At 64.8% G+C, this 17,783-nt stretch carries 12 protein-coding genes; 11 read left to right on the top strand and 1 reads right to left on the bottom strand.

Going from position 1 to position 17,783, the window contains the following annotated elements:
- Positions 1–133 precede the first annotated feature (133 nt).
- From BMI01S_RS08230 to BMI01S_RS08205, 6 genes are all read left to right on the top strand, one after another.
- The gene (locus BMI01S_RS08230; protein WP_081723438.1) at positions 134–1,843 is read left to right on the top strand and encodes a sugar ABC transporter ATP-binding protein; all 1,710 of its coding nucleotides are present in this window, start codon (positions 134–136) and stop codon (positions 1,841–1,843) included.
- Positions 1,843–2,922, top strand: coding sequence for an ABC transporter permease (locus tag BMI01S_RS08225; protein ID WP_028211515.1), 1,080 nt, complete (start codon positions 1,843–1,845; stop codon positions 2,920–2,922). The genes BMI01S_RS08230 and BMI01S_RS08225 overlap by 1 nt, the downstream gene beginning before the upstream one ends.
- Before the next feature lie 149 nt (positions 2,923–3,071).
- Complete coding sequence (locus BMI01S_RS08220) at positions 3,072–4,109, top strand: LacI family DNA-binding transcriptional regulator (RefSeq protein ID WP_028211516.1); 1,038 nt, start codon at positions 3,072–3,074, stop codon at positions 4,107–4,109.
- Between the two features lie 84 nt (positions 4,110–4,193).
- The gene (rbsK, locus tag BMI01S_RS08215) at positions 4,194–5,135 is read left to right on the top strand and encodes a ribokinase (RefSeq protein WP_036018720.1); all 942 of its coding nucleotides are present in this window, start codon (positions 4,194–4,196) and stop codon (positions 5,133–5,135) included.
- A 167-nt stretch (positions 5,136–5,302) separates the two neighbouring features.
- A complete protein-coding gene (locus BMI01S_RS08210; RefSeq protein ID WP_028231283.1) occupies positions 5,303–7,084 on the top strand; it encodes a methyl-accepting chemotaxis protein in 1,782 nt (593 codons plus the stop codon).
- A gap of 397 nt (positions 7,085–7,481) precedes the next feature.
- Entirely contained in the window at positions 7,482–8,243 is a 762-nt protein-coding gene (locus tag BMI01S_RS08205; protein WP_028231284.1) for a 2-keto-4-pentenoate hydratase, read from the top strand.
- A 60-nt stretch (positions 8,244–8,303) separates the two neighbouring features.
- Here BMI01S_RS08205 and BMI01S_RS40710 read toward each other — a convergent pair whose 3' ends face one another.
- The gene (locus tag BMI01S_RS40710; protein WP_154671276.1) at positions 8,304–8,756 is read right to left on the bottom strand and encodes a hypothetical protein; all 453 of its coding nucleotides are present in this window, start codon (positions 8,754–8,756) and stop codon (positions 8,304–8,306) included.
- Between the two features lie 298 nt (positions 8,757–9,054).
- On the opposite strand from BMI01S_RS40710, the gene BMI01S_RS08200 reads away from it, so the two are divergent.
- From BMI01S_RS08200 to BMI01S_RS08180, 5 genes are all read left to right on the top strand, one after another.
- Positions 9,055–10,977, top strand: a complete 1,923-nt coding sequence (locus BMI01S_RS08200; RefSeq protein WP_028211520.1) for a PrkA family serine protein kinase — start codon at positions 9,055–9,057, stop codon at positions 10,975–10,977.
- 178 nt (positions 10,978–11,155) lie between these two features.
- Positions 11,156–12,424: a YeaH/YhbH family protein gene (locus BMI01S_RS08195; RefSeq protein ID WP_028211521.1), complete on the top strand. Its 1,269-nt coding sequence runs from the start codon at positions 11,156–11,158 to the stop codon at positions 12,422–12,424.
- The gene (locus BMI01S_RS08190; RefSeq protein ID WP_028211522.1) at positions 12,421–14,145 is read left to right on the top strand and encodes a SpoVR family protein; all 1,725 of its coding nucleotides are present in this window, start codon (positions 12,421–12,423) and stop codon (positions 14,143–14,145) included. The genes BMI01S_RS08195 and BMI01S_RS08190 overlap by 4 nt, the downstream gene beginning before the upstream one ends.
- 201 nt (positions 14,146–14,346) lie before the next feature.
- Positions 14,347–16,023, top strand: coding sequence for a SulP family inorganic anion transporter (locus BMI01S_RS08185; protein ID WP_028231285.1), 1,677 nt, complete (start codon positions 14,347–14,349; stop codon positions 16,021–16,023).
- Between the two features lie 210 nt (positions 16,024–16,233).
- Complete coding sequence (locus tag BMI01S_RS08180; protein ID WP_174480075.1) at positions 16,234–17,637, top strand: GH1 family beta-glucosidase; 1,404 nt, start codon at positions 16,234–16,236, stop codon at positions 17,635–17,637.
- The last annotated feature ends 146 nt before the right edge of the window (positions 17,638–17,783 follow it).

Here is a 17,783-nt window from a genome sequence, read left to right as displayed (position 1 = left end):
CGAGCGGCGAATCGCTGCCCGGCGCGCCGTTTGAGGCCGCTCTACCGGAGCGTGCGGCGGCGCAACCCGCAGCATCCGGGCTGCGCATGCGCCGGTTCGACCCGGCGGCGCCGCTCGCGACTACAGGATCGTGATGGATGCAAATGCCCCCGATGTAGGGTCACCTTCGCCCGCCGTGCTTGCGGTTTCGGGCGTCGGCAAGACCTACGAGCAGCCGGTGCTCGCCGACGTCAGCCTCGCGCTGCACGCCGGCGAAGTGCTTGCGCTCACGGGGGAAAACGGCGCCGGCAAGAGCACGCTCTCGAAGATCGTGAGCGGCCTCACGGCGCCGAGCACCGGCAGCATGACGCTGATGGGACGCCCGTACGCGCCGGCGAGCCGCCGCGAAGCCGAGGCGCTCGGCGTGCGCATGGTCATGCAGGAGCTGAACCTGCTGCCCACGCTCACCGTCGCGGAGAACCTTTTTCTGGATCGCCTGCCGCAGTCGGGGCCGCTGCGCTTCGGCTGGATCGATCGCAAGCGGCTGCGCGAGAACGCGCGGACGGCGATGGCGCAGGTCGGGCTGGAGGCGATCGACCCCGATACGCTGGTGGGCGAGCTTGGCATCGGGCATCAGCAGCTCGTGGAGATCGCGCGCAACCTGATCGGCGCCGCCGATGGTCCGGGCAGCGCGGATGCCATGCGCGTGCTGATCCTCGACGAGCCCACGGCCATGCTCACGGCTCGCGAGGTCGAGCTGCTGTTCGAGCAGATTGCGCGGCTGAAGGCGCGCGGCGTGGCGATCGTCTACATTTCGCACCGGCTCGAAGAACTCGAGCGCATCGCCCAGCGCGTCGCGGTGTTGCGCGACGGCAAGCTCGTGCGCGTCGATGCCATGTGCAACCTCACGCCCGAGCGCATCGTGGCGCTGATGGTGGGGCGGGAGCTTGGCGAGCGCATCGATCTGGGCCAGCGGCGCATCGGCGCACCGCTCCTGAAGGTGGAAGGGCTCACGCGGGCGAAGGCCGTGCGCGAGGTGTCGTTCGAAGTGCGCGCGGGGGAGATTTTCGGCATTTCGGGGTTGATCGGGGCGGGCCGAACGGAGCTGATGCGGCTCATCTACGGGGCCGACCGCATGGAGCGCGGCACCGTGGCGCTGGCGCCGCGGCCCGGCGCGGCGCCGGAGCCGGTGCAGATCGCTTCGCCCGTCGACGCCGTGCGTCTAGGCATCGCGCTCATCACCGAGGACCGCAAGGGCGAAGGGCTGCTGCTGCCGCAGCCGGTCGCTGCCAACGTGACGTTAGGCAACGTGCGCGCCGTGTCGCGCTACGGCGTGGTGGACGCCGCCCGCGAGAATACCCTCGCGCGCACGCAGATCGACGCGCTGCGCATCCGCACGGCCGGGCCCGCGCAGCCGGTGGGCGAACTCTCGGGCGGCAACCAGCAGAAGGTCGTGATCGGCCGCTGGCTCGCGCGCGACATCACACAGTCGATGCGCGTCGTGCTGTTCGACGAGCCCACGCGCGGCATCGACGTCGGCGCGAAGTTCGACATCTACGCGCTGCTGGGCGCGCTCGCACGCGAGGGACGCGCGCTCGTGGTGGTGTCGAGCGACCTGCGCGAGTTGATGCTGATCTGCGACCGGATCGGCGTAATGTCGGCGGGGAAGATGACGGCCATCTACGGTCGCGACGAATGGAGCCAGGACAAGCTGCTGGCCGCCGCTTTCGCCGGTCTGCGCGCCGAGGATGCGCTGCTGGCCGACGCCGCGGATTTGCCCGGGACGCCTGGCGTGGCCGGCATGCGAGCCAGCGTGCAAACGCGAAACGCGCAGCAGGAAAACGACCCACGAGGGAGCGCTTGATGACGAACGAGCCATTGCGCGGGCAACCGTCGCCCCAGGGCGACAAAAGCGGTGGACGAACCGGTTCGTCCCAAAGTCTGTCCGCCAGCGTGCCCGATTCGGCCGCACATGCTGCAGCGGCGAGCGGCAAGCCAGTGGGCACGCGCTTTGGCCTGTCGAACTACCTGGGCCTCGCGCTCGCGCTGGTGGCGATGATCGTGCTGTTCTCGCTGCTGAGTTCGCACTTCCTCACGTACGATACGTTCAGTACGATCGCCAATCAGATACCCGATCTCGTGGTGATGGCCGTGGGCATGACCTTCGTGCTGATCATCGCGGGAATCGATCTCTCGGTGGGCTCCGTGCTCGCGCTGGGGGCCTCGGTGGTGAGCGTGGCGGCGCTCAAGTGGGGCTGGGGCGCGCTGCCGGCGGCGCTGCTCGGTCTGCTCGCCGCGGCGGCCACGGGTACGCTCACGGGGGCGGTCACGGTGGGATGGCGCATTCCTTCGTTCATCGTCTCGCTGGGCGTGCTCGAAGCGGCGCGCGGCCTTGCGTATCAGATGACGAATTCGCGCACCGCGTATATCGGCGACGCGTTCGACTTCCTCTCGAACCCGATCGCCTTCGGCATCTCGCCGGCGTTCCTGATCGCGGTGGCCGTGATGGTGATCGCGCAGCTGACGCTTACGCGCACGGTCTTCGGCCGCTATCTGGTCGGCATCGGCACCAATGAGGAAGCGGTGCGTCTGGCGGGCGTCGATCCGAGACCCTACAAGGTGATCGTCTTCGCGTTGATGGGCGCGCTTGCGGGGCTCGCGGCACTCTTCCAGATCTCGCGCCTCGAAGCCGCCGATCCCAACGCGGGCGTGGGTCTGGAACTGCAGGTGATCGCGGCGGTGGTGATCGGCGGCACGAGCTTGATGGGCGGGCGCGGCTCGGTGATCAGCACGTTCTTCGGCGTGTTGATCATCTCGGTGCTGGCCGCCGGGCTCGCCCAGATCGGCGCGAACGAACCCACCAAGCGCATCATCACTGGCGCGGTGATCGTCGTCGCGGTCGTGCTCGATACGTATCGCAGCCGGCGAGGCAGCAAGCGGTAGCAGGACATAACAACGTTTACGAGGGCGCGGCCCGCAGTGCAACGCGGGCCGGCGGAAATGACCGGGAAAGCGACGCCTGACCATACCAACAACGGGCGCGCATAGAGCCGGCAGCAACAGGGCTGCAGAAAAGCAGGAGCAACATACAGATGGCGACGATCAAGGATGTGGCCGCCGTGGCGGGGGTATCTTTCACGACGGTGTCGCATGTGGTGAACAACTCGCGTCCGGTGTCGGCGGACGTGCGGGCCAAGGTCGAGCGCGCGATCCGCGACCTGAACTACGTGCCGTCGGCGGTCGCGCGCTCGCTCAAGGCGCGCGCCACGGCGACAGTGGGGCTGCTCGTGCCGAACGGCACCAATCCGTATTTCGCGGAGCTGGCGCGCGGCGTGGAAGATGCGTGCGCGCGCAAGGGCTACTGCGTGTTCTTCTGCAACTCCGACGACGATCCGGCCAAGCAGCGCAACTACCTGCGCGTGCTGCAGGAAAAGCGCATCGACGGCCTCATCGTCGCCTCGGCCGGGGACGACGCCGTGCTGGCCTCGACGCTCGCCGATGCCCGCGAGCCGCTCGTCGTCATCGACCGCAACATCGAAGGGCTCGACGCCGATCTCGTGCAGATCGACCACGAGCGGGGCGCCTGGCTCGCCACGCGGCACCTTCTCGAGCTCGGACACTCGCGCATCGGCTGCATCACCGGGCCGGTCACCGCCGCGGTGAGCGCGATGCGCATGCATGGCTTCCTGCGCGCCATGTCCGAGCGCGGCGTGGAGATCGCGCCGGACGCGATCGTCGAAAGCGATTTTTCCGGTGCGGGCGGCTACCGCGCGGCGGCGCAACTGTTCGACACCGTGCGGCCGACGGCGATCTTCGCCGGCAACGACATGATGGGCATCGGGGCGTTGCGCGCGGCGGCCGAGCGCGGGTTGCACGTGCCGCGTGACTGCTCGATCATCGGTTTCGACGACATCGAGCTCGGCCACTTCACCTGGCCCACGCTCTCCACAGTCGGCCAACCGGCGCGCGCGCTCGGCGACATGGCGGCGCTCACACTGATCGAGCGCATTGCGAGCGCCCGCGCGGATGACGCGAAGGTGCGCCGCCGCGTGATGCCGCCCACACTCTTCGCCCGCGAATCGACAGGGCCGTGGAGCGGGGCGGAGGATGTTGCGCCGCTTGCGGCCTGAGCCAGGGACGGCCCGGGCCATTGGCCCATAACCCAAACCGCGCCCGACGCGGTGCCCGACACCAGCAGCCATCGAGGAGGCGTCGTGACGACTGATGCATCAAAGCCAGCGGGCGCGCGCGGGCGCGTGGCCGTGGTGGGTAGCCTGAACATGGATCTCGTTGCGCGCGCGCCGCGGCTGCCGAACCCCGGCGAGACGCTAGCGGGCAGCGCATTCGCGCAGGTGGCGGGCGGCAAAGGCGGCAACCAGGCCGTGGCTGCGGCACGCCTCGGCGCCCACGTGGCGATGATTGGCCGAGTGGGCGCGGACAGCAACGGCGACGTGCTGCGCGCGGGGCTCGTGGCCGAAGGCATCGACTGCGGCGCGCTCGAAACGTCCGCGAGCGCGCCGACCGGCGTGGCACTCATCATCGTGGACGACGCGAGCCAGAACGCCATCGTCATCGTTGCCGGGAGCAATGGCGAACTCACGCCTGAGACGATCGCGCGCCACGAGGCCGTGCTCGCGCAGGCCGATGTGGTGGTCTGCCAGCTCGAAACGCCCACCGATGCCGTGGCGGCCGCGCTTGCCGCCGCGCGGCGTCTCGGCAAGATCACCATCCTCAATCCGGCGCCTGCCACCGGACCGCTGCCGGCGGCGTGGCTCGCGCTCGTCGATTATGTCGTGCCAAACGAACTCGAGGCGGCGATGCTGACCGGCTTGGCGGCGGGCACGCCGGACGAGGCCGCGCGCGCCGCGCTTGCGCTGCGCGAGGCGGGCGCGCACAACGTGCTCGTGACGCTCGGCGCACGGGGCGTGTGCGCGCTGCTCGACGGCGCGGCGCCCGTGCATTTGCCCGCGCCGCGGGTGAGGGCCGTTGACACCACGGCGGCCGGCGACACCTTCATTGGCGCACTGGCGGCGCGTCTGGCCACGGGCGCGGCGGCGCTCGATGCCATCGCGTTTGCGCTGCGTGCGGCGTCGATATCGGTTACGCGCGCGGGCGCGCAGCCGTCCATCCCCACGTTTGCCGAAGTGGCGGGCTGAGCGGCTCTTTACATTTTTGGTCGCACAGTGCCCTCGGTGTAAATCCCTAATACTTCATACCATATACAGATTTCAAGGCCCTGAAGCCCTTTGCCGTTAACGCCGCTTAGAGTGCCAACTCAATATCGGGCATCGAGCCCGGTCACAACACAAGCATTGGGGGCGACATGGGCAAGGGCATCAGCATCAAGGCGCGCATCGGTATCACAATGGGTTTCCTGGCGACGTTGATCGTCGTCATTAGCAGCGTGGGTCTGCTCGGCCTCACGCGTTCGAACGAAGCGTACCGCGAGACGTTCACGGACCAGATGCCCAGTTCGCACGCGGTCAACCTGGCCGAAATCTACGCGGCGCGCGAGCGCCTTGCACTCGACCGCGCCGTCTTCGAGGCCGGCACGCCCGACGCCGCCGCGACGATCGAGCGTGCGCACATGCTGCGTGGCGTTTCGGACGACTTCTGGAAAAAATACACGGCGCTGCCGCACAACGGGGAGGAACAGCGCCTCGCTCAGGACGTCGCGGCCCGGCGCGAAGCCCTGCATCATGTCGCGGACCAGTTCGGCGCGAACGTCCAGTCGGGCGACCAGGCTAAGGTGGTGGCAGGCGCCAAGGCGCTCAAGGAGGCCTACGACGCGCTCTCCAAAGCGGACGCCGTCCTCGACAAGTTTCAGATGACGCAAGCGCAAAAGGGCTTCGACGAGGCTGAGGCGGCATTCTCGCAACTGCGCATCGCGGCCATCGCTGCGCTTCTGGTAGGCATCGGCGCGGCGGTGTACTCGTTCTTTTCATTGCGCCGCGCCATTGCCGAGCCGCTTCGCGACGCGCTCGGCGCGTTTCAGGCCATCGCGGCCGGCGACCTCCGCCGGCCCGTGGTCGTGCGGCGCAACGATGAAATGGGCGAACTGCTTGGCGGTGTCGCGCGAATGCAGCGCAGCCTGACGGAAACGGTGCGCTCGGTGCGCGCCGGCACGGACTCGATCGCCACGGCCACGCGTGAGATCGCCGCGGGCAATATCGACCTGTCGTCGCGCACCGAAGAGCAGGCTACGGCGCTGCAGCAGACCGCTTCCAGCATGGAGCAGCTCACGGGCACCGTGAAGCAGAACGCCGACAATGCACGCCAGGCCAGCACCCTCGCAGCCAATGCCTCGGAGATTGCCAACAAGGGCAGCTCCGTCGTCACGCAGGTGGTCGGCACCATGGGCGAGATCAACGAGAGCTCGGCCAAAATCGCCGACATCATCACCATCATTGAAGGCATTGCGTTCCAGACCAATATCCTTGCGCTCAATGCAGCCGTCGAGGCGGCGCGCGCGGGCGAGGAAGGGCGCGGTTTCGCCGTGGTGGCGGGAGAGGTGCGCAGCCTGGCCCAGCGATCGTCGGCGGCGGCCAAGGAGATCAAGGGGCTGATCGACACGTCGGTCGAGCGTGTCCAGGCCGGCTCGGCGCTCGTCGACGAGGCGGGCCGCACAATGTCCGAAATCATCGGCGCCGTGCAGCGCGTGACCGACATCATGGGCGAGATTGCCGCGGCTTCGCAGGAGCAGTCGGGCGGGATCGACCAGGTCGCGCGCGCCGTCACGCAGATGGATGAAGTGACCCAACAGAATGCGGCGCTTGTCGAGGAGGCGGCGGCCGCGGCGCAGTCGCTCGAGGACCAGGCGGGCCGGCTGCGCGCGGCCGTCGCTGTGTTCAGCCTCGATGACGGCGCGCTCGCCCCAGCGTCGGATCAGCCTGCGCTGGGGCGAGCGCCGCACACGGCGGCTTCGCGTCCAGTTTCTCGTCCGGCTTCCGCTGGCGCCGTCGCGGCCGCCATGCCCGCCATGGCAAAGCGCGCACCGCGCCGGACGTCTGCGGGCGCCCAGGCGGTTGCCCGGCCGGCCGCCGTCGCCTCCGCAAGCGGGGTGCCGGCCGGCGCCGCCTCGAATGGCGACTGGGAGACGTTCTGAACGCCTTCCGGGCTCCTTTCCAGCCCGTCATGCGCGGCACTTGAGGCTGCCGCGCCTGCCAGCCAGCCGCTGCGACGCAGCGGCTTTTTTGTGCCTTCGACCACGCTGAACGGCCCCCCGATGCGCCATGCGCGCGCCGTTACGGTACATTGTCAGCCGTGTCACCTTCGCGGCCGGGTTGGTGCGCTACACTGCGGCGCCCAGCGGCGCTTGCCAGCGACGTCGCCTGGAGCGGGGCGCTCGCCCGAGCCCGGGCCTCACGAGGTGGTTCCGGGAAAGCGATGGTATCCAAGGGCCCGCGCCGCTGCGCAACGGAGGGGGCGCACTGCGCCATGCAGGACTGATTGCGCCGGCCTTCAGCGCCGGCGCCGCTCGACAGCACAAAAAGGAACCCGACATGACGCATGACGATCTCGCGCAACGCCTCGTGACTGCGCGCCGGCATCATCATCTGATCGAAACCCTGGAGCCGGAACGCGTGCCGCCGGACGCAGCCACGGCTTACGCGATTCAGCAGAAGGTGCTCGCCGGGCTCGAAACGACCACGGGCGGCTGGAAGGTCGGCGCTCGCACGCCGGGCGGTCCCGCATCGGGCGCGCCGATCCCGGCGCCCCACGTGCACGCCTCGCCGGCGCGGCTGGAGCGCCGTCTGTTCTTCCGCGTGCTGGTGGAGCTGGAAATCGCGTTTCGTTTCTCGGAGCCGATCGCACCGCGTGCCGAAGCTTATGCACGCGACGAGGTGCTCGCTCGTGTTGCCCAGGTGCTGCCGGCAATCGAAATCGTCGACAGCCGTTTCGCGCAATGGCCCAATGTCGCACCGCTCGCGCAGCTCGCCGACGCGCAGAACAACGGCGCACTCGTGACAGGTCACGCGCTGGCGTACCCGACGCTGGCCCGCGCACTCGATTTCGTCGCACCGGAGCTCGAACTGACGTTCGACGGCGTCTCCCTCGTGCCCGAGGCGCCTGGTAACCCTGCCGGCGACCCGCGCGAACTGCTCGTCTGGTTCGTCAATCATTGCGCCGCGATGGGCATCATGATCGAGCCCGAGTGGACGATTACGACCGGCACCTATGTGGGTGCGCACCGCATCGATAGTCCCGGGCTCCTGCACGGTCACATCGACGGATTGGGCGAAGTCGAGGTCGAGTTCGTCTAGTTCTCTTTGCTGCGCCTGAGGGGCGCGAGATGTAACAGAAGTGCGCCACGTTTTCCGCAGTCACACCAGCTTGTCACATTTACCCGACGAAGGGCCGCCGCGCTTTGCGTGGCGGCCTTTTTTATGCGCCTCATGCGGCGGCCGGGCGCAGACCCGGGAACCTGTCACGTGCGTCATGTTCAGAGTGGGTCGCACATCGTGTGTTTTTTGGCGCGGGAAAACCATTACGCCGGCCAAGGCTGTCGGCGCCGGTTCAGGCTGCCGTCGAATGCGCGGCAGGTCACCGACGCTGGCGAGATCGACGCGTAAAACGGGAAAAAAATGGCCTTGATGCGCGCGCACAACGTCTGCGGAGTCATGCTTCGGTGGTTGCGGGCTAACGGTTCGTAACAAGCGGGTGTGCACCGACGCCGTGCTGATGCGTTTGATGAGGTAGCGCTGCGTATACCGAACTCCGCCGAACTCCGCGCAGTGCACATGACGCGGCGAAAACCAGTCGATAAACTGGCGCAACGACGTACTGCACCCTGTATTGCAGCGAACGCGCTGCCCGACGAAACATGGCGACAGGTGGGCACGAGATGTGAGAGGGAGCGCAATTCCGGTCTGAAATTTGCACCAGCGGGAAGATGATTGTAAGTCGTTGCCGGGCGTGCTCCAAGCGCTCAATAATGCTTAGCTTCGAAGGCACATCAGGCGCGATTTGACGGTGCGAAAAATTTCAAAAGGGTTTAGGATGAATTTGAGCGATGTCGTTTCCGAATAGCGCGCCGCGCACGACATCGGTCGCAGATCTAGGCGAGGAGGTAGCATGGATATCTACAGCAGCTTCGCGACCCGCTTCGAAAAAACGCGAGAGGAGGAGTTCTCGCTCGAGGAGTATCTCGCGCTCTGCAAGGAAGATCCCAATGCGTACGCCACCGCTGGCGAACGCATGCTGACGGCAATCGGCGAACCCGAACAGATCGACACACGCAACGATCCGCGCCTGTCGCGCATCTTTGCGAATAAGGTCATCAAGGTATATCCAGCATTCCGCGAGTTCTATGGCATGGAGGACGTGATCGAGCAGGTCGTCGCGTACTTCCGCCATGCGGCGCAAGGACTCGAAGAGAAGAAGCAGATCCTCTATCTGCTCGGCCCGGTGGGCGGCGGCAAGTCTTCCATCGCCGAGCGTCTGAAGCAGCTCATGGAGCGCGTGCCGTTCTACGCGATCAAGGGCTCGCCCGTGAACGAATCTCCGCTAGGGCTTTTCGACTACGACGAAGACGGTCCCATACTCGAAGAGCAGTACGGCATTCCGCGCCGCTATCTGAGGAGCATTCTGAGCCCGTGGGCGGTGAAGCGCCTGCACGAGTACAACGGAGACATCCGCAAGTTCCGCGTGGTGCGCCGCTTCCCTTCCATCCTGCGTCAGATCGGCATCGCGAAAACCGAGCCTGGCGACGAGAACAATCAGGACATCTCGTCGCTCGTCGGCAAGGTGGACATCCGCAAGCTCGAGCAATACGCGCAGGACGACGCGGACGCCTACAGCTACTCGGGCGGCCTGTGCCTCGCGAATCAGGGCCTGCTCGAATTCGTCGAAATGTTCAAGGCGCCGATCAAGGTTCTGCACCCACTGCTCACGGCCACCCAGGAAGGCAACTTCAAGGGCACCGAAGGATTCGGCGCGATTCCGTTCAACGGCATCATCCTCGCGCACTCGAACGAGTCGGAGTGGAAGGCGTTCCGCAACAACCGCAACAATGAAGCCCTGCTCGACCGTATCTTCGTGGTGAAGGTGCCGTACTGCCTGCGCTATTCGGAAGAGATGAAGATCTACGAGAAGCTGTTGCGCAATTCGTCGCTTGCCGAGGCCGTATGCGCGCCTGGCACGCTCAAGATGATGGCGCAGATGTCGGTGCTCACGCGCTTGCAGGAGCCCGAGAATTCCAGCCTCTTCTCGAAGATGCAGGTGTACGACGGCGAAAATCTCAAGGACACCGATCCAAAAGCGAAGTCCTACCAGGAATACCGCGACTTCGCCGGTGTGGACGAAGGCATGAACGGGGTCTCCACGCGTTTCGCGTTCAAGATCCTGTCGCGCGTGTTCAACTTCGACTCGACGGAAGTGGCCGCGAATCCGGTGCACCTCATGTACGTGCTCGAACAGCAGATCGAGCGCGAACAGTTCCCGCCGGAAACCGAGCAGAAGTATCTGTCGTTCGTGAAGGACGTATTGGCGTCGCGCTATGCCGAGTTCATCGGCAAGGAGATCCAGACCGCTTACCTCGAATCGTATTCGGAATACGGGCAGAACATCTTCGACCGCTATGTCACCTACGCCGACTTCTGGATCCAGGACCAGGAGTTCCGCGATCACGACACGGGCGAAAGCTTCGACCGCGCGGCGTTGAACGCCGAACTGGAGAAGATCGAGAAACCAGCGGGCATCAGCAACCCGAAGGACTTCCGCAACGAGATCGTGAACTTCGTGCTGCGCGCGCGCGCGGCGAATGCCGGCAAGAATCCGGCGTGGATCAGCTACGAGAAGCTGCGCGTGGTGATCGAGAAGAAAATGTTCTCTAACACGGAAGAACTTTTGCCTGTTATCTCGTTCAATGCCAAAGGATCGGCGGAAGAGCAGCGCAAGCACGAAGACTTCGTCAACCGCATGGTGGCGAAGGGCTATACGCCGAAGCAGGTCCGGTTGCTGTGTGACTGGTATCTGCGCGTGCGCAAGTCGTCATGAACGAAGTGGCTTTACCGTCCGAACGCGCCGCCGCCATGCAGTTGCGGCGGCGCACCAGGACCTCCGGCGGGGCGCAGGCTGCGTGGCCATGAGCGGATGAACGCGGCACGCACGATGGCAGACGCGGCAATGAACACTGCGCACCTCGCCCATTCGAAACTCGAGCGGGAGACTGGATGTGCTTCATCAAATCATCGACCGCAGGCTGGCCGGCAAGAACAAGAGCATTGCGAATCGCGAGCGCTTTTTGCGCCGTGTGAAGAACTATATTCGTCACGCCGTCTCGGAAGCCGTGCGTGACCGCAGCATCAAGGACATACAGAACAACCAGAGCATCACCATTCCACGCAAGGACATCGCCGAGCCCTCGTTCCGGCACGGTCCCGGCGGCAGGCGCGAGATGGTTCATCCCGGCAACGAGGACTACATACGCGGCGACCGCATTCCCCGGCCGCAGGGCGGCGGGGGCGGTGGCGGCAGCCAGGCGAGCAACGAGGGCGAAGGTCAGGACGACTTCGTGTTCGAACTTTCGCGCGAAGAATTCATGCAGTACTTCTTCGACGACCTCGAACTGCCGCGCCTCGTCAAAACCCATCTCATGGCCGTGCCCACGTGGAAGAACATCCGCGCGGGATGGGCGGCCGAGGGCACGCCCAACAACATCGACGTCGTACGGTCTTTGCGCAGCGCGCTGGGTCGGCGCATCGCGCTCGGTGCCCCGCTCGTCAACGAACTGCACGAACTGGAAGAGCAGCTCGAAGCGCTCAAGACCGACCCGGCGGACAGGCGCGAAGAAATCGCGCGGCTCGAAGAGCAGATTCATCACCTGCGCGGGCGCATCTGGCGCATTCCGTTCATCGATCCGTTCGATCTGCGTTACGTGAATCGGGTGAAGCAGCCGCAACCGTCCAGCCAGGCCGTGATGTTCTGCCTGATGGACGTGTCGGGCTCAATGGACGAGCAACGCAAGGATCTTTCCAAGCGCTTCTTCATCCTCCTTTACCTGTTCCTCAAGCGCAATTACGAAAAGATCGAGGTGGTGTTCATTCGCCACCATACGCGCGCCGAGGAAGTGGACGAGGACACTTTCTTTCATTCCACCGAAAGCGGCGGCACGGTCGTGTCGAGTGCACTGGAGCTGATGAAAAAAGTGATCGAGGACCGTTATTCGCCAAGCGACTGGAACATCTACGGCGCTCAGGCTTCGGACGGCGACAATTGGACTGACGATTCACCCAAGTGCCGCAAGATCCTCGCGGATGACATCCTGCCGCAGGTGCGCTATTTTGCGTATATTCAGGTGACGCCGGAGGAGCAGAACCTCTGGCTCGAATATGCGCAGCTCGCACTGACCGAACCGCATCTGGCGATGAAGAAAGTCGACACCGCGGCCGACATCTATCCGGTATTCCGGGAGCTGTTTGAAAAACAGGTGGAGCATTCATGACGACACGCCACCTGCACAATGAGGCGCGCGGCTACCAGCCAGAGCGCCGGAAGACGAGCGGCCACGCAAAAGGGCATCATGGCGAACGCGACGAGGAGCGCAAGCTCGACCCTCGCGAAGACGCCGAAGCGCCCGACCTAGCCGCCGAGGCTGCTCGCCACAAGGAGCATGGGCTCGCCCAGCAAAGGGAAGTGCAAATGAACGTAGCCGACCGACGGCCGTTGCCGTGCCCATCCGACTGGACCTTCGAACTCATCGAGGAGTACGACACACACATCTCCCATGTTGCAGAGCAATATGAACTTGATGTGTACCCCATTCAGCTCGAACTGATCAGCGCCGAGCAGATGATGGACGCCTACGCGTCCGTCGGCATGCCTGTGAACTATCGGCACTGGTCGTTCGGGAAGCATTTTCTCTCGACCGAGAAGAGCTACCGCCGCGGCCAGATGGGTCTCGCCTACGAAATCGTCATCAACTCGAATCCCTGCATTGCCTACCTCATGGAAGAGAACACCATGACGATGCAGGCGCTCGTGATTGCGCACGCCGCGTACGGGCACAACTCGTTCTTCAAGGGCAACTATCTGTTCCGTTTATGGACGGATGCGCACGCCATCATCGATTACCTCGTCTACGCCAAGAACTACATCGCCGAATGCGAGGAGCGTTATGGTCTCGACCGCGTGGAAGAGTTGCTCGACTCGTGCCACGCGCTCATGAACTACGGCGTGGACCGCTACAAGCGGCCGCAAAAGCTCTCGCTCGAACGCGAGGCGGCGCTGCGCCGCGAACGCGAGGCTTATCTGCAGTCCCAGGTCAATGAACTGTGGCGCACGCTGCCCAAGCAGCAGATGCCCATTACCGAGGAAGTGGACGAGCGCTTCCCCCCCGAGCCGCAGGAAAACCTGTTGTATTTCGCCGAAAAGAACTCGCCGCTGCTGGAGCCCTGGGAGCGCGAGGTGATTCGCATCGTGCGCAAGATCGGGCAGTACTTCTACCCGCAGCGGCAAACCCAGGTCATGAACGAAGGCTGGGCGACGTTCTGGCATTACACGCTGCTCAACACGCTCTATACGCAGGGCAAACTCGAAGACGGCTTCATGATGGAGTTCCTGCATTCGCACAGCAACGTGATCTACCAGCCGCCAGTGACGAAGCCGTATTACAGCGGCATCAATCCTTATGCGCTCGGGTTCTCGATGATGAGCGACATCCGTCGCATTTGCGAGAACCCCACGGAAGAGGACCGCAAGTGGTTCCCCGAACTGGCCGGCAGTCCGTGGCTCAAGGCACTGCACTACGCGATGCGCAACTTCAAGGACGAGAGCTTTATCGCGCAATATTTGTCGCCGCATCTGATCCGCGAAATGCGGCTCTTCTCCGTGCTCGACGACGACATGCGCGACGCGCTCGAAGTGTCTGCCATCCACGACGAAAGCGGCTACCAGTACGTGCGGCAGGCGCTTTCGAGGCAGTACGACATGCATCACCGCGAACCGAACATCCAGGTGTGGTCGGTGAACACGCGCGGCGATCGCAGCCTCACATTGCGCCACTTCATGAGCGACAACCGCCACCTGTCGGGCGACACTGACGAAGTGCTGCGCCACATGGCGCGCCTGTGGCAGTTCGACGTGTTCCTCGAAAGCGTGGATGAGAACGGCACTGTGAGGAAGCGCTATGAATGCCGCTATATGCCGCCGCCGGTGCGGTTATAACGGCTAGCGTTGTTGTCCCATTGCCGTACGATCGAGCCTGGCAAACACGAGGCCAGCCTGCGGGCTGGCCTCTTTCTTTAATGCACGTCCATCGACGTTGCAATCGACCGTGTGCCGGAACGCCCCCGCGCGCTAAGATACTGCGCCTGTGAACCTTTGACCAAGAACCTCACGCAGAGGCGGATCTCAAAAGGATGGGGTATGGCATTTGAATTCTTTCGCGGGGTGCGGCCGCTCACGCGCGCCTCGGCGTTGCGCGATGCGTTGGCAGGTGTGCAACTCGCATCGATGAATGTCCCGCAACTGCTTGGCTACGCACGTATCGCGGGGATGCCTGCTGTCACAGGCCTTTACACGGGCTTCCTGCCACTCGTTGCGTTTGCACTCTTCGGCGCGTCGCGCCATCTCGTGGTCGCCGCCGACTCGGCTACGGCCACCATTTTCGCGAGCCGTCTCTCGACCATGGCGGTGCCTTCGAGCGCAGAGTATGTTGCGCTCGCCGGCATGACCGCCTTGCTCACCGCCGTGATGCTGGTGATCGCCCGCGCCTTTCGGCTGGGCTTTCTCGCAGACTTTCTCTCGCGCACCGTGCTCGCGGGTTTCCTCACAGGCGTGGGCGTACAGGTGGGCGTGGCGATGTTCGGCGACATGCTCGGCATCACCGTCAATTCGCGCCGCACTGTCTTGCAGATCAAGCAGATCGTCACGCAGTTGCCCGCCATCCACTGGCCGACGCTCGCCATCGCCGCAGCCGTCGTCGCCATCATTCTGATCTTCAAGAAGGTTCGGCCGCGCTGGCCGGTGCCGCTCGTCGCGGTGGCGGGCAGCATCGCCGCGAGCGCCGCGCTGAACTTCGCGGGTCATGGCATTGCAGTAATCGGCCCGGTGGAAGGCGGCTTGCCTCGCGTGAGCTTTCCCGCCGTGGACTGGTTTCAGATGATCGACCTGTTGCAGGTGGCAGCGGCATGCTTCGTCATCATCGTTGCGCAGAGCGCCGCAACGAGCCGCGCGTTCGCCGAGCGCTACGGCGAGCGCACCGACGAGGACGCCAATCTCCTCGGCCTTGCCGCGGCGAACGCGGCGGCGTCGATCAGCGGCGCCTTCGTCGTGAACGGCAGCCTCACGCAAACCGCGATGGCCGACCAGGCCGGCGCGCGCAGCCAGTTCGCACAACTCGTGTTCGCGGCAGTGGTGGTGGTCGTGCTGCTCTTCTTCGGCCGACTGCTGCAATATCTGCCGCACTGCGTGCTGGCCGCGATCGTCTTCACGATTGCCGTGGGGCTCGTGAACATCCGGCAGTTGATCGACATTCGACGCGAAAGCCCCGGTGAATTCTGGCTCGCGGTGACAACGGCGATTGCCGTTGTCGTGATCGGCGTCGAGAACGGCATCCTGATCGCGATTGCGCTTTCGCTGCTGCGTCACGTGCGCCACAGCTACCGGCCGCACACCATGGTGCTCGTGCCGAACGAGGAGGGCCACTGGCTGCCCGAGCCCGCACGAGCAGGGCAGCTCACGGCGCCGGGGCTGATCGTCTATCGCTTCGGCGCGGACCTGTTTTATGCGAACGACCATCTGTTCGTCGACGAGCTGCGCATGTTGATCGAGCGCGCGCCGTCCCCCGTCCATTGCTTGCTCGTGGACGCGGCGGCGATTACCGATCTCGATTATTCCGCGGGACGCGCCGTAATCGACCTTTGCGCGGACCTCACGGAGCGGGGCGTGAAGGTGATTTTCGGGCGCGTGAATCGCTACCTGCTCTCGGACATGGACCGGCACGGCATCACGCCCGTCATCGGTCGCGCAAATATCTTCCCGACCCTGCACGAAGCGCTCGCGGCAGTGCGCCCAGATCTCGGATCACGCTCGGATGTCTGAAAGACATGCGCAAAGCTAGGGATCAATACGCGCCGTAGTCGGCGCGTGACGTGAAGAAACTACATACCAGCGTCCATAAAAACCCCGATTGTCCGTTGGAATTCGGCGCTGCTATCGTGCGTTCAAGCGCTGTGGAAGCGCTTCCACTCGAACCCGATCCGGCAGCGCTGAGGAAGTGCAGCCGGTGTTTCATGCGCAGGAGGCTCCGTGATCCAGGATACCGCTGCTGTGCCGCATACGACCGCTGCAACCGCCGACGATCCATTCACTCCATCTGCCAGTTCGGCGTTGTGGCGCAGCGACTTCCTCCTCGGCGCGGCTACAGCCTCGTATCAGATCGAGGGCGCCATCCACGAAGACGGGCGCCTGCCGTCGATCTGGGACACCTTCAGCGCCACTCCGGGCAAGGTGCTCGCGGGCGACACCGGCGCCGTGGCATGTGATCACTACCACCGATGGGAGGCCGATCTCGATCTGCTCGAGAGCCTGAACTTCGAGGCGTACCGCTTTTCGATCGCGTGGCCGCGCGTGATGGACGAAGCGGGGCGGCCCAATGCGAAAGGCGTCGCGTTCTACAAGCGTCTCCTGGAGCGCCTGAGGGAAAAGGGCGTGCGCACCTTTGCCACGCTCTACCACTGGGACTTGCCGCAGCACCTGGAGGACCGCGGTGGCTGGCTCAACCGCGACACTGCGTATCGCTTCGCCGACTACGCCGACCTCATGAGCCGTGAGCTGTCCGGCCTCGTCGACGCGTGGATGACGCTCAACGAGCCGTGGTGCTCGGCTTACCTCGGTTATGGCAACGGCCATCATGCGCCGGGGCTCGCCAACGCCCGTTATGCCACTCAGGCCATGCACCATCTCCTGCTCGGGCACGGCCTCGCGACCGCTGTGCTGCGCGCGAACGATCCGGGCTCGACCAAGGGCATCGTGGCGAACGTGGGGCGTGGCACGCCCGACTCGTCATCGCCGGAAGATGTGCGCGCCGCGCGCCGTTTCGAGGTGCAGCACAACGCATGGATTCTCGATCCGCTGCTCAAGGGCGCGTATCCGGCAGAACTATTCGAGCTGTGGCCGGGCACCGAGCCGCTCGTGCTCGAAGGCGATATGGAGACGATCGCGGCCCCGCTCGATTTCCTCGGCATCAACTACTACTTCCGCACCAACGTGAAGAGCGACGGTGCGCACGGCTTCGTCGAGGTGCCGCTGAAGAATGTCGAGCGCACGCAGATGGGGTGGGAGGTCTATCCCGACGGACTGAGCGACCTGCTGACCGGCTTTGGCCGCACGTATGACAACCTGCCGCCCATCTACATCACGGAGAACGGCATGGCTTCGGACGACCGCGTGATTGACGGCCACGTGAACGATACGCAGCGCATCTCGTTCCTCAAGCGCCATCTCGCGGCGGTGGATACGGCGATCAAGGCCGGCATCGACGTGCGCGGATACTTCGTCTGGTCGCTGCTCGACAATTTCGAATGGGCCTTCGGCTATGAACGACGCTTTGGCGTCGTGCACGTCGATTACGACACGCAGGTTCGCACGCCCAAGCGCAGCGCGGAACTCATCGCCCAATTCATCGCGCAGCGGCGCGCGCTCGATGGTGCGTGAAGGGATTGCAGGACGTTTGACGAGGGAAGGGCAACAACTAGCGTGACAACCACTGCACGGCATGCGACGCTCGTGGGCATGCCGCCTGACGTGCCGTGGCCGCGGAACATCCAGACCAGGAGCTTTGCAGCCCAACCCGGAGCAAC

Origin of the sequence: Paraburkholderia mimosarum LMG 23256 = NBRC 106338 (assembly GCF_000739815.1) — a bacterium.
GTDB lineage: Bacteria > Pseudomonadota > Gammaproteobacteria > Burkholderiales > Burkholderiaceae > Paraburkholderia > Paraburkholderia mimosarum.
Note: the sequence above shows the minus strand (reverse complement) of the source record. Positions and strands in the feature narration are given on the sequence as shown.

Bases quoted from the DNA above. Each gene is read 5' to 3' on its own strand.
- BMI01S_RS08230 (WP_081723438.1), top strand. From the start codon at position 134: ATGGATGCAAATGCCCCCGATGTAGGGTCACCTTCGCCCGCCGTGCTT.
- BMI01S_RS08225 (WP_028211515.1), top strand. From the start codon at position 1,843: ATGACGAACGAGCCATTGCGCGGGCAACCGTCGCCCCAGGGCGACAAA.
- BMI01S_RS08220 (WP_028211516.1), top strand. From the start codon at position 3,072: ATGGCGACGATCAAGGATGTGGCCGCCGTGGCGGGGGTATCTTTCACG.
- BMI01S_RS08210 (WP_028231283.1), top strand. From the start codon at position 5,303: ATGGGCAAGGGCATCAGCATCAAGGCGCGCATCGGTATCACAATGGGT.
- BMI01S_RS08205 (WP_028231284.1), top strand. From the start codon at position 7,482: ATGACGCATGACGATCTCGCGCAACGCCTCGTGACTGCGCGCCGGCAT.
- BMI01S_RS08200 (WP_028211520.1), top strand. From the start codon at position 9,055: ATGGATATCTACAGCAGCTTCGCGACCCGCTTCGAAAAAACGCGAGAG.
- BMI01S_RS08190 (WP_028211522.1), top strand. From the start codon at position 12,421: ATGACGACACGCCACCTGCACAATGAGGCGCGCGGCTACCAGCCAGAG.
- BMI01S_RS08185 (WP_028231285.1), top strand. From the start codon at position 14,347: ATGGCATTTGAATTCTTTCGCGGGGTGCGGCCGCTCACGCGCGCCTCG.